The following is a 12,706-nucleotide window of genomic DNA, read 5'->3' as shown; positions in this document are numbered from 1 at the left end:
GTATTACCGGCGAATTTTCCAACATCAACGGTCAAATGACCTGCTAGCCAGCAACGTCAAGAAAGCAGGCGGCACGTTCGGCAACCTGGCCGGGGGTCAGGTCACGGCGAAAGAACTCGACAAAGCCGTCTTCGGGCATGACCAGATAGCTGAAGGTCGAGTGATCCACGAGATAATAGTCGTCATCCCCCGGCTGGGCCTTGAAGTAGGTGCGATAGGTTTGGCTTGCCGCGCGCACCTGTTCTTCTGACCCGGTCAGACCGATCATGTTCTCGTGCAGGTTGGCGGCGAAATCTCCAACAACCTCGGGCGTGTCACGTTTCGGATCAACCGAGATGAACACAGGCGTTACGTCAAAGCCTTGCTCGGCCAGAAGATCGACCGCTTCGGCATTGCGCACAGTGTCCAGAGGACAAACATCGGGACAGAATGTATAGCCGAAATAGATCAGCGACGGCTTTGTGATCACGTCTTGATCGGTGACGGTTTCGCCTTGCGCGTTGACCAATGTGAACGGCCCACCAATGGTGTCAGAGCCACCCGCGATCTTGGTCGTCCGGCAGGATGCGTATTTGTCCCCGCCGCTATCCGCAGGCTGGCTTGCATACCAAATGCCGCCCACCAATGCGACAAGCGCCACACTCGCTGAAATCGCTGCCAATCGTACCATACGAGCCTCTCAATCCGTTTCCCAACAAAGCCTTTCTCATCCAGGGGGCCTTGCCTATGCTTTGATACTGTCGAGGTAAGGATTTTGACATCCGGGACAAGAGGCGAAAGGGCGCAGATGACTCAATCCGAATTCGGACTGTTCCAAGAACGGCAGCGCGGTAGCTTTATTCGCCTGCGCACAATGATCTGGCTGCGCTGGTTTGCCATCGTCGGGCAATTGGCCGCGATCACGCTGGCGCAACGGATGTATAACCTGCAACTTGAACTTGGCCTGTGTTATCTGGCGGTTGGCGTGTCAATTGTCGGCAACCTGATCGCAATTTTCGTGTTCCCGGAAAACAAACGCCTGAACGAAGCAGAGAACTTTCTGATGGTTCTGTTTGACCTCTTGCAGCTTTGTTTCCTGATTTACCTGACCGGGGGTCTTCACAATCCTTTTACCATCCTGATCCTTGGTCCGGTGATTGTGTCAGCCACAATCATGACCTTGCGGTCCACCATCATCATCGGGGCGACGGCACTGGCGCTTGTGACGCTGATGGTGTTTTTCCACCTGCCCCTGCGCACCGAACAGGGGTTCATCATGCGCATCGCGGATGTGTTCGTGTTCGGCCAATGGACCGCCATCACCATCGCGGTGGTGTTCCTGTCGCTTTATGCGCGCCAGATCACTGAAGAAATGAATTCGATGAGCGACGCGGTGGTCGCCACGCAAATGGCGCTAAGCCGAACGCAGATGTTGAACAATATCGGCGGTGTCGTTGCCGCTGCCGCGCATGAGCTTGGTACGCCGCTCGCCACGATCAAGCTGGCCAGCGCAGAGCTGATGGACGATTTGCAGGACCAGCCCGAGCTTCAGGACGACGCGCGCCTGATCCGCGAACAGGCCGACCGTTGCCGCGATATCCTGCGTTCCATGGGCCGGGCCGGCAAGGAAGACCTGCACATCCGCTCTGCTCCGTTGGTCGAGGTGATCCGTGAAGCCGCTGAGCCGCATTTGCACCGGGGCAAGGACGTTCTGATCGACGCCTTCCGCGATACCGAAGACGCGATTGACCCGCCACTGGCACTGCGACGCCCCGAGATCATTCACGGACTGCGGAACCTGATCCAGAATGCGGTTGATTTCGCCCGCGCCACCGTCTGGATCGAGGCACGCTGGACCGCGACGACAATTGCCATACGGATCATGGATGACGGGCCGGGCTATCCGACCAACATGCTGGGGCGCATCGGGGATCCGTTTGTGCGCAACCGCCGCACCGACCGCGACCGCAGCGCGCGCCCGGAATACGAAGGTATGGGGCTTGGCCTGTTCATTGCAAAGACGCTGCTGCAACGTTCGGGGGCCGAGCTTAGTTTTGCCAATGGTGCGGACCGGGCGTCTGGGTCATCGAAGCGTCGTGGCGCGGTTGTTGAAGTGGTCTGGCCGCGCGACGCCATTGTTCCACCCAGCTTGCCCAAGGGCGAAGGCATCGGGGAAAATCCGTCGTTCAAAGCATGATGACAGGCTGCTGGTCTTAACCTAGCGTTAATCCTCTTGCGGTTCACTGGACGGACGAAGGAGACCGGGTGAAAGATGGATTCGCTTTTTTGGATATCAATCCTGATTGGGTTGGGCTGTGCGGGTCTGACGGTTGCAGGGCTAGCCCTATTTGCCCGCCGTCCTGTGCCCGAAACAGTCACACCTACAGATGGTGCCCTGTACCTGTTGTTCGAAGGTGATCGCCTGATCGACGCTGACAACGCTGTCTGGCCGTTATTGCCGGATACCGCCGACATCCCGCTTTGGCAGGATGTGCGGCAAGCCTTGATCGCCTATGCGCCCGGCCTTCCAGAAACGCTGCACAAGGCCGAAGGCATGTCCCCTGAAACCGGCATCTTGTTTGCGATCACAGCGCTTGGGCACCGGTTTCAGGTGATGCTGATGCCTGACCCGGACCATCCGTCAAACTGGTTTGAGGGCAAACAGAACGAGGTTGCGTTGTCCCGTATGGAACCGGCTTTGACCCATGCGCCCGATCCGATCTGGACGGTGGACCTGAATGGCGACTTTATCTGGGGCAACGAAGCCTTTGCGCGCTGCGCGGCGGCCCACGGGGGCGATGCGGCGTTGGCGGATCGTCTCTCGGATCTGCTGTCCCAGCCCGAGGTTCTGCGCTCAAAACGGCTTCGGCTGGATGCGACGGGCAAAGGCCAGAACCGCTGGCTTGAGGTGACGACCAAGGAAACTGAAACAGGCCGGTTTTACTATGCGACCGGCGTCGATGCAGTGGTGCGGGCCGAAGAGGCGCAGCGCAATTTCGTGCAGACCCTGTCAAAGACCTTTGCCAATCTCACCACCGGGCTGGCGATTTTTGATCGGGACAGACGATTGGCGCTGTTCAACCCGGCGCTGATCGACCTCAGTTCTGTATCGGTCGATTTCCTGAGCAGTCGCCCCGCCCTGTTCGAATTCTTCGACAAGCTACGGGAAAAGCAGGTGATGCCCGAACCCAAAAGCTATGACGATTGGCGCGAACGCATGGCAAAACTGGTGGCTGCCGCCAGTGACGACCGGTTCCGGGAAACCTGGAACCTTGCCAGCGGTCAGACGCTGGATGTGACGGGGCGCCCCTACCCGGATGGGGCGATTGCGTTTCTGTTCAACGACATCACCGCCGAAGTGTCTCTGACACGGGGGTTTCGCACCGAATTAGAGACAATGCAGTCCATGCTGGATGTGATGGATGATGCGGTCGCAGTGTTCACGCAGCAGGGGATTCTGACGATCTGCAATGCGGCCTATAAACGGATGTGGAATGTTGATCCCGATACCTGCATCGAAGACGCGACCATTCTTGACGCCACGCAGGAATGGAAATCGGCGTTTCACCCCGCCCCCGTATGGCCCGAATTGCGCGATTTTGTCACCACCACCACGGAACGCGCCAGTTGGGACAGCGAATTGCGTGCCAAGGACGGGCGCGAAGTGATCTGTCGGATTGATCCGATTTGCTATGGCGCGACGTTGATCCGGTTCTGTCCCCCACCCAAACGCGGCGATGGCAGCGATGGACCCCGCGAAAAAGACGGGTTGCGCATGGTTTCCGCCTAAGTCCCTGTTTCCAATCTTGCGACGCGGGACGGGGCGGGTAAACATGGCAACATGACCCAACACCGCGCGGCCTTTACATCGACCTCTCCTCATCAAACCGCGCTTTTGGCCAGCCAATTGGGGGCTGGTCTAAGGCCCGGCGATTGCGTGCTGCTCGACGGCCAAATCGGCGCAGGCAAAAGCCATTTCGCGCGCGCGCTGATCCTGTCGCGGCTGACTGTGCCCGAGGATGTGCCCTCACCCACCTTCACGCTTGTGCAGACCTATGATCTGCCCGAGTGCGAACTGTGGCATGCTGATCTTTACCGGCTGCCAGACCCGGACCAGATCATTGAACTGGGGCTGCTGGATGCGCTTCAAACCGCGATCTGTCTGATCGAATGGCCGGACCGGATGGGCGATCTTGTCCCCGAAAACGCGCTGCTTCTGCGGTTTGACGATCCTGACCAAAACGACACACGGCAGATCACCCTAAGTTGGACAGACCCCAGATGGACCGCGCGGATCGAAGGCAGTCTTCTATGACCATCGACACGTTTCTGGACACGGCCGGGTGGGGCAACGCAAAGCAGCACCCGCTTGCAGGCGACGCATCATCGCGGCGGTATATCAGGCTCTGTTCCGGCCCAAAACGTGCCATTCTGATGATCGACCCACAGGGCGACACCGGGCAGTTTGAACATATCGCGCGCCACCTGTCCGCAATAGGGCTGTCCGCGCCAAACATTCTGGCCCACGCGAACGGATTGATGCTGCTTGAGGATTTCGGCGATGCGCAGTTTGCCCAAGTGATCGCCGCCTCGCCTGACCATGAGACCCCGCTTTACGCGGCTGCAACAGACGTGTTGTGCCAGCTTGAAACCGCGGCTTTGCCAAGCGGGTTGAACGTTGCGACGCCAGAGAGTCTTGGCCAGATGATCGAACCGGCGTTCACCCACTACCTGCCCAGCCTTGGGATCACCGCAGACGATCAGGCGACCAAGATCACGGACTGCCTGACCGACCTGCTGGCGCGATATGTGCCGTCTGACACCGTGCTGGTTCTGCGCGATTTTCATGCCGAAAACATGATCTGGTTGCCGGATCGCACCGCGGTGCGCCGCGTTGGTCTTTTGGATTTTCAAGACGCGCTGGCCGGGCCGCCAGTTTATGACCTTGTGTCGATGCTACAGGACGCGCGCCGCGATGTGTCGGCCACCTGTCACGCGGCGACGATCCGACGTTACCTTGATCAAACAGGGCGGTCCGAGGCAGAGGTGTTGCTGCTGTTTCATGTGCTGGGAGTGCAGCGCAATTTGCGTATTCTGGGCATCTTTGCGCGGCTTGCGCGTGAAAGAGGCAAACCCGGCTACATGGCCCTGATCCCGCGTGTTTGGGGACATATCTGCGCCAGCCTTGCGATACCGGAGTTCCGGGATTTGGAGCCCATGGTGCACGGCCTGTTCCCAGACCCGAACCCAAATCTTTTGCAAAAGGGACACCCTGATGCCTGATGCTGTCATGCTCTTTGCCGCCGGGTTCGGGACGCGGATGGGCGCGCTGACCGAGGACCGCCCCAAACCACTGGTCGAGGTGGCGGGCAAGCCGTTGATCACCCATGCGATGGATTTGGTGAAGGATCTTGGCTCCGCGCGGGTGGTGGTGAATGCACATTACCGCGCCGTGCAGATCGTTGATCATTTTGCAGGGACAAACGTGCAGGTGGTGATTGAATCGCCGGACATTCTGGACACGGGCGGCGGGTTGAAGGCTGCGTTGCCGATGCTGGCGGCGGATGTTGTTTTCACGATGAACACAGATGCCGTGTGGGACGGGCCAAACCCGCTTTTGGTTCTCGAAAAGGCATGGACGCCGGATATGCGCGCGCTGTTGCTCTGTGTGCCCAAAGCGCGGGCGGTTGGTCATGCCGGGGCGGGCGACATTGATCTGGACGATCGAGGGTACGCCCGTTGGGGCACCCAGACGATTTATACGGGTGTGCAGATCATTCGGGCCGATTGTGTCTCTGACATTGCGGAGAATGTGTTTTCGCTGAAAGCGGTGTGGGAAAGACTTGAGGCGGATGGCGCGCTGCGGGCGGTTGAATACCCCGGAACATGGTGCGATGTCGGGCACCCCGGCGGCATCACGCTGGCCGAAACGATGCTGGGATATCCCGATGTTTGACGCAACCGACAGATCCCGCCTGTTCGCCTTGCCCCCCGGTGCGGATTTCGCGCGCGAGCTGGTTCTGGGCCTGCGCGCGCGGTTGGCCGACCAGCCGCCCGAAGCGATGGCGCGGGTTGAATTGATCCTGAACACGCGGCGCATGCAACGGCGGGTCGAGGCGGTGTTCGACAGTTTGGGTGCAGGATTCCTGCCACGCATTCGGCTGGTCACCGATCTGGCTGATCCCGTGGATGCCGCGCTGTTGCCCAAGCCAGTGCCTGCCTTGCGACGGCAACTTGAACTGGCCGAGTTGGTGCGACGCCTGATCGAAAGCGACGCGGGCCTTGCCCCGCGATCTGCGGTCTACGACCTTGCCCAAAGCCTTGGCGCGTTGATGGACGAAATGCAGGCGGAAGGGGTCACCCCAGACGATATTGCGGCGCTGGATGTCAGCGACCAATCCGGCCATTGGGACAAGGCGCTGCGGTTTCTGACAATCGTCATGCCATATTTTGCGCCCGATTTGGACGCGCCGGATGCGGCGGCAGTCAACCGGATGGTTCTGGACCGACGACTGGCCCAATGGCGCGATGCCCCGCCCGACCATCCGATTGTCATTGCCGGGTCCACTGGGTCGCGTGGATCGGCGTTCAAGCTGATGACGGCGGCGGTTTCCCTGCCGCAAGGCGCAGTGATCCTGCCAGGGTTTGACTTTGACATGCCAGGTGCAGTTTGGGACGCGCTGCGCGATGATGTGCGCAATTCCGAGGCGATGCAGGGCGAAGATCACCCGCAATTCCGCTTTGCCCAGCTTATGGATGCGGTGGGTGTGGGCCGTGATGCCGTTGCACCATGGACCGACACACCCGCCCCGAACCCGGCGCGCAATGCGCTTGTGTCCTTGGCACTGCGCCCTGCGCCGGTGACCGATCAATGGTTGTCAGATGGCCCGAACCTTCCGCCATTGGAGGCCGCAACACAGTCTCTAACGCTGGTAAAAGCGGCCTCTCCGAGGGACGAGGCCCGCGCGATTGCGTTGCGGTTGCGACAGGCGGCCGAGGACGGAACAACGGCGGCGTTGATCACGCCGGATCGGATGCTGACGCGGCGGGTGTCTGCACTTTTGGATCGGTGGGACATTCTCCCAGATGACAGTGCGGGCACGCCTGCCCAATTGTCCGCACCGGGGCGATTGCTTCGGCACGTTGCGCATTTGGCAACCAGGGGACCGACCGCAGACGCGCTGTTGACAATCCTCAAGCATCCGCTGTGCCATATCGGAGCAGAGCGTGGTCAGCACCGGCTTTGGACATCCGAGCTTGAGCTGTTCATCCGGGACAGGGGCGTGCCCTATCCCGACCTGGCGCAGCTGGAAAGCTGGTCAAAGGCGGATGAGGCCAAGGACTGGCTCGCGTGGGTCGATACCCATGTGCTGCGCCCCGCAATGACCTCACATCAGACGTTGGCCGATCTGGTGCAGCAGCACATTGCCACAACACAGGCTATCTGCGCCGGGTCGTGCAGCGATGACGCGTCAGAGCTTTGGGACAAGAAGGCAGGCACCACCTGTCGCAAGGCGTTTGACGCGCTGATCGAAAACGCGGGTCATGGCGGCAGCATGTCGGCGCAGGATTATGCCGATCTGGTTGATGCGCTGCTGCGGGCGGAAGAGGTGCGCGACCGGGATGCGCCGCATCCACATATCCTGATGTGGGGCACCATCGAGGCGCGGGTCATGGGTGCGGACCTGGTGATCCTTGGCGGGCTGAACGAACAAAGCTGGCCCGACGCGCCGCCTGCCGATCCGTGGCTCAATCGCAAGATGCGGCAACAGGCCGGGTTGTTGTTGCCCGAACGGCGCATCGGGTTGGCCGCGCATGATTTCCAACAGGCGATCGGGGCTAAAGAGGTCTGGCTGACACGGGCGGAACGATCCGAAGACGCAGAGACGGTGCCGTCACGCTGGCTCAACCGATTGAACAACCTGATGCAGGGCTTGCCACAGATCAACGGGCCCAAAGCACTGGCTGAGATGGAGGCGAAGGGGCACAGATGGCTGGAGTTGGGCCGCGCGCTTGAGCCGCCGATCCATGCGCCACCTGCACCCCGTCCGTCGCCGGTGCCGCCTGTGACAGCGCGGCCAAACCAATTGTCCGTGACCAATATCGAACGGCTGATCCGCGATCCCTACGCGATCTATGCGTCCAAGGTGCTGCGGCTTCGGCAATTGAACCCGATCCAGCATGCACCCAACGCGATGCACCGGGGAACGATCATCCACAAAGTGTTCGAAATATTCGTCTCTAACGCGGCCAAAAACGTCGATCTGGTGACAGAGGACCAGCTGCTGTGTGTGGCGCGTGCGGTGCTTGAGGCCAATGTTCCCTGGCCTACGGACCGCATCCAATGGCGGGTGCGGATCGAAAAGGTGGCGCGGTGGTTTGTCGAACAGGAACGCGCGCGGCGGGCCTATTCTTGGCCGGTTCAATTCGAAAAGACCGGGGCAATCGACATAGCAGAACCGCCCTTCCGGGTGACCGCCAAGGCAGACCGGATCGACCTGAACGACCGGGGCGAGGCGTTGGTCTATGACTACAAGACGGGCACGGCCCCAACGTGGGACCGGCAGTTGGCCTTTGACGTGCAATTGCTGGTCACCGCGGCAATCCTGTGTGAAGGCGGCTTCCCGGATTTGTCGCCGCGCGGCGTGGCGGATGCGCGCTATATCTCGTTTGGGGGGGACGCCAAAGAGGTGCAAGCGCCGCTGGATGTATCGCCGCCCGAACGAACGCTGGCGATGCTGAACACTCTGATCGACGCCTATCGTGACCCCGAGATGGGCTATACCGCGCGCAATCAGATGCACAAAGACACGTTTGGATCGGATTATGATCAGCTGTCACGTTACGGCGAATGGAACGCGTCATTCACTGCCCAAAAGGTGCCCCTGACATGATCCGCGATGACGCCACCCTTGCACAGGTCCGCGCGGCTGATCCGGCGGCGTCAACATGGCTTGGGGCGAATGCCGGATCGGGCAAGACCCGTGTTCTGACCGACCGTGTGGCGCGACTTTTGCTGGGCAATGCGCGGCCCGAACATATTCTGTGCCTGACATTCACCAATGCCGCTGCCAGCGAGATGCAGAACCGGCTGTTCAAACGGCTCGGCGAATGGGCTATGCTGGACGACGGCGCGCTTTCACAGCAGTTGGAGGAATTGGGCGAAGACCCGCACATGCTGGACAGCGCGTTTCTGGCGCGGGCCCGGACCTTGTTTGCCCGCGCGATCGAGACGCCGGGTGGATTGCGGATTCAGACAATTCACGCCTTTTGCGCGTCGATCCTGCGGCGGTTCCCGCTTGAGGCCGGGGTCAGCCCCCAGTTTCAGGAAATCGACGACCGCGCGGCGCAATTGCTGCGCGAACAGATCCTTGATGAGATGGCCAGCGGCCCCGAAGCCGACCTGATCGCGCAGATCGCGCGCATCGCGTCGAACAATCCGCTTCAGGATCTGGGCGAAACGATTGTGGGTCACCGGGACGCATTCACGCCCGCATTGACGCGGGAAGTTCTGGCCAAACGCTATGGGCTGGCCGCGCATGACACGATCCCGATGGTGTTGGCCACGGTGTTTCCCGCAGGCGAAACGGCGTTTTTGGCCGAATTGGTGTCTGATCTGCGCGGCGTTGGCAAAAGCGACAACGATCTGGCGGATGCGATTGTTGCAGGTCAGGCCGGGGATATGGCGGCCCTTTTGGGGTTTGAGGATATCGTGTTCACCCAAAAGGGAGAGCGACGGAAAAATCTGCCTCCAACGATGAAGCTGCGCAAAGGCGCGTTGGCGGTCAGCGTCACGCGTCTTGAGGACTTTTACCAACGGATCGAAGCCGCGCGCGAGACACGGCTGGCGATTGAGGCGGTGGACCGGGATGCCACGCTACACCGCTTTGCCGAGAGCTTTTTGCAGCGCTATGAGCAGACCAAGCAGGCGCGCGGATGGTTGGATTTTGACGATCTCATCAGCCGGACGCGTGGGTTGCTTCGGAACCGGCAACAGGCGGAATGGGTGCTGTACCGGTTGGATGGAAGCATCGACCATATCCTTGTGGACGAAGCCCAGGACACAAGCCCGGCGCAATGGGACGTGATCAACCAGCTTGCCCGCGAATTTACTTCGGGCGACGGGGCGCGCAGCGGGGTGCGGCGCACGATTTTTGTGGTCGGAGACAAAAAGCAGTCGATCTATTCCTTTCAGGGTGCTGATCCCAAGGAATTCGATCACATGCGCACCTCCTTTCAGGATCAGATGGAAGCGACCGATGCACCACTTCGGGATGGGCAGCTGAGCTATTCGTTCCGATCCTCGGTGCCGATCCTTCGGCTGGTGGACGCAGTGTTCAAAGGGCGCGAGAAAGCGGGTTTCCTAGAGGATCAGACCCATATCGCGTTTCACGAGTCCCTGCCCGGTCGGGTGGACCTTTGGCCGCTGATCGAACCTGCCGGCGACAACGAGGACGACATGCCGTGGGACAGCCCTGTGGACCGGGTCAGCCCAACGCATCACAATGTTGTCCTTGCCCAGCGCGTGGCGCGGTTCATCCGGGACACGCTTGCGAATGGTACCGCGCTGCCACTTGGTAAGGCAGCGGATGGTACCCCCCAAACACGGACTGTGCATGCGGGCGATTTCCTGATCCTTGTGCGCAGCCGGGGCGCGCTGTTTCATGAAATCCTGAAGGCCTGCAAGGGGCTCGACCTGCCGATTGCCGGGGCGGACAAGCTCAAGGTCATGGCAGAACTGGCTGTTCAGGATCTGCGCGCATTACTGGCGTTTCTGGCCACACCCGAAGACAGTCTATCCTTGGCCTCTGCGTTGCGATCGCCCCTGTTTGGACTTGATGAACAGGCGATTTTCGACCTCGCACATCGGCGTACCTCTCCTCATCTTTGGGCCGAGTTGCGCAGGCGTAGAGACGCATTTTCCGCTGTTCTTTCCGTTTTGGACGACCTGCGGGACAATCTGGATTTTCTGCGCCCCTATGATCTTTTGGAGCGTATCCTGATCCGTCACCAGGGACGGCAAAAGCTGATTGGTCGGCTTGGCGAAGAGGCGGAAGACGGGATTGATGCATTGCTCAATCAGGCCCTGGCTTATGAACAGACCGACATTCCAAGCCTGACCGGATTTCTGCATTGGATGGAAACCGACGACATCGAGATCAAGCGCACCGTGGACAGCGCGGGTGCGCGCATCCGGGTGATGACAATCCACGGCGCCAAGGGGTTGGAGGCGCCTATCGTGATCCTGCCCGACACGCATAAGAAGACGTCACAGGCCAATAAGGACACGTTCGTTGTGGCGGATGGGTCTGCGCATTGGCGCGGGTCTGACACCACGCGCGCGGCCTATCAGACAGCGGCGGTGGAGCGTGCGCGCGAGGCGGATGCCGAAGAACAGGACCGGCTGTTATATGTGGCACTGACACGGGCCGAACGGTGGCTGGTGATTGCGGCGGCAGGCGCGGCGGACAAGAGCGCAGAAAGCTGGCATGACCGGGTTTCTGCCACGCTTGCCACCTGCGGAGGCATAGAGCACACGTTTGCCTTTGACGATGACGGCCTACAAATCGGTCAGCGGCTGGAACATCTGGACTGGCCCGTGCCCTTTGGCTTTGCCCCGGTGCAGACCGACGAGGTGGCAGAAGTGGTTTTGCCTGATCTCTTTTCGGCCAAGGCGCCCGTGCCGGCAGCAGCTAGACCTGTGTTAAGCCCCTCTGATCTGGGGGGCGCCAAGGCGCTGCCCGGTGCGGATGGCGACCTGAGCGATAGTGCCATGGAACGCGGCACGCTGATCCACCTGCTGCTTGAGGTGTTGCCTGATGTGCCGCGTGCAGATCGCCCCGGTATCGCCGCGAAGATCATCGGGGATCATGCCTTGGCGGCTGACCTTGTCGATGAAGCGCTACGCGTTCTGGACGCCCCGGACATGACCCGGTTCTTTGCACCCGAGACCCTGTGTGAAGTGCCCGTGACAGCGGCCATTCCGGCATTACCGGATAAGATCCTGCACGGGATCATCGACCGGCTGGTGATTACAGATACCAAGATCATCGCTGTGGATTTCAAAACCAATCGCACCGTGCCGGTTGCGGCAGAGCAGACCCCGGAAGGGCTGCTGCGCCAAATGGGCGCGTATCGGGCGATGCTGGCCGCGATTTACCCGGATCGTGAGATCGAAACCGGCATCCTCTGGACGCGCAGCGCCACCTACATGCCGTTGCCCGCCCCCCTGACGACGCACGCCATTGGACGGGTGCACGACCTTGACGCCCCGGCCATGGATACATAGTCTCATACATCGACCCCAATACGCGCAAAAGCCGCAAGGAGAGACCTGATGTCCACCGTCGCCGTCACCGATGAAACCTTCGAAGCCGAAGTCAAGAATTCAAGCGTTCCCGTTGTCGTTGACTTCTGGGCCGAATGGTGTGGCCCGTGCAAACAGATCGGCCCCGCCTTGGAAGAGCTGGCCGCCGAATACGGCGACGCCGTAAAGATCGCCAAGGTCGATGTCGACAGCAACCCGAACTCTGCCGCTGCAATGGGCGTGCGGGGCATTCCATCGCTGTTCATCTTCAAAGACGGTCAGGTCGTGTCGAACAAAACAGGCGCTGCACCCAAAGCGGCGCTTAAGGGGTGGATCGACGAAAGCATCTGATCCCGTTGTGATTTTTAGCAAACGCCCGGCCCCTTGTGCCGGGCGTTTTGCGTTGCAGGGCTTGTGCGA

General features: G+C 60.4%; 9 protein-coding genes. 8 read left to right on the top strand and 1 reads right to left on the bottom strand.

From position 1 onward, the window contains the following. Nucleotides 1–43 precede the first annotated feature (43 nt). Complete coding sequence (locus tag ACSHXH_RS06580) at nucleotides 44–670, bottom strand: SCO family protein (RefSeq protein WP_435670978.1); 627 nt, start codon at nucleotides 668–670, stop codon at nucleotides 44–46. Between the two features lie 117 nt (nucleotides 671–787). Here ACSHXH_RS06580 and regB point away from each other — a divergent pair, with 117 nt between their 5' ends. The 8 genes from regB (at nucleotide 788) to trxA (ending at nucleotide 12,637) form a co-directional block, all read left to right on the top strand. Further along, the gene (gene regB, locus ACSHXH_RS06575) at nucleotides 788–2,176 is read left to right on the top strand and encodes a sensor histidine kinase RegB (protein WP_435670977.1); all 1,389 of its coding nucleotides are present in this window, start codon (nucleotides 788–790) and stop codon (nucleotides 2,174–2,176) included. Nucleotides 2,177–2,251: 75 nt separating this feature from the next. Beyond that, the gene (locus tag ACSHXH_RS06570; protein ID WP_435670976.1) at nucleotides 2,252–3,769 is read left to right on the top strand and encodes a PAS-domain containing protein; all 1,518 of its coding nucleotides are present in this window, start codon (nucleotides 2,252–2,254) and stop codon (nucleotides 3,767–3,769) included. 51 nt (nucleotides 3,770–3,820) lie between these two features. Beyond that, on the top strand, nucleotides 3,821–4,294 hold the full coding sequence (gene tsaE / locus ACSHXH_RS06565) for a tRNA (adenosine(37)-N6)-threonylcarbamoyltransferase complex ATPase subunit type 1 TsaE (RefSeq protein ID WP_435670975.1): 474 nt from the start codon (nucleotides 3,821–3,823) through the stop codon (nucleotides 4,292–4,294). Then, nucleotides 4,291–5,262, top strand: a complete 972-nt coding sequence (locus ACSHXH_RS06560; RefSeq protein WP_435670974.1) for an aminoglycoside phosphotransferase family protein — start codon at nucleotides 4,291–4,293, stop codon at nucleotides 5,260–5,262. The genes tsaE and ACSHXH_RS06560 overlap by 4 nt, the downstream gene beginning before the upstream one ends. Beyond that, entirely contained in the window at nucleotides 5,255–5,935 is a 681-nt protein-coding gene (locus tag ACSHXH_RS06555) for a nucleotidyltransferase family protein (protein ID WP_435670973.1), read from the top strand. Before ACSHXH_RS06560 ends, ACSHXH_RS06555 begins: the two co-directional genes overlap by 8 nt. Continuing rightward, the gene (gene addB, locus ACSHXH_RS06550) at nucleotides 5,928–8,873 is read left to right on the top strand and encodes a double-strand break repair protein AddB (RefSeq protein ID WP_435670972.1); all 2,946 of its coding nucleotides are present in this window, start codon (nucleotides 5,928–5,930) and stop codon (nucleotides 8,871–8,873) included. Before ACSHXH_RS06555 ends, addB begins: the two co-directional genes overlap by 8 nt. After that, nucleotides 8,870–12,268 (top strand): double-strand break repair helicase AddA, encoded by a 3,399-nt coding sequence (gene addA / locus ACSHXH_RS06545; RefSeq protein ID WP_435670971.1) that lies wholly within the window; start codon nucleotides 8,870–8,872, stop codon nucleotides 12,266–12,268. Before addB ends, addA begins: the two co-directional genes overlap by 4 nt. A gap of 48 nt (nucleotides 12,269–12,316) precedes the next feature. Next, nucleotides 12,317–12,637 (top strand): thioredoxin, encoded by a 321-nt coding sequence (gene trxA, locus ACSHXH_RS06540; protein WP_435670970.1) that lies wholly within the window; start codon nucleotides 12,317–12,319, stop codon nucleotides 12,635–12,637. Nucleotides 12,638–12,706: the final 69 nt, after the last annotated feature.

Origin of the sequence: Marivita sp., assembly GCF_051251565.1 — a bacterium.
GTDB lineage: Bacteria > Pseudomonadota > Alphaproteobacteria > Rhodobacterales > Rhodobacteraceae > Marivita.
Note: the sequence above shows the minus strand (reverse complement) of the source record. Positions and strands in the feature narration are given on the sequence as shown.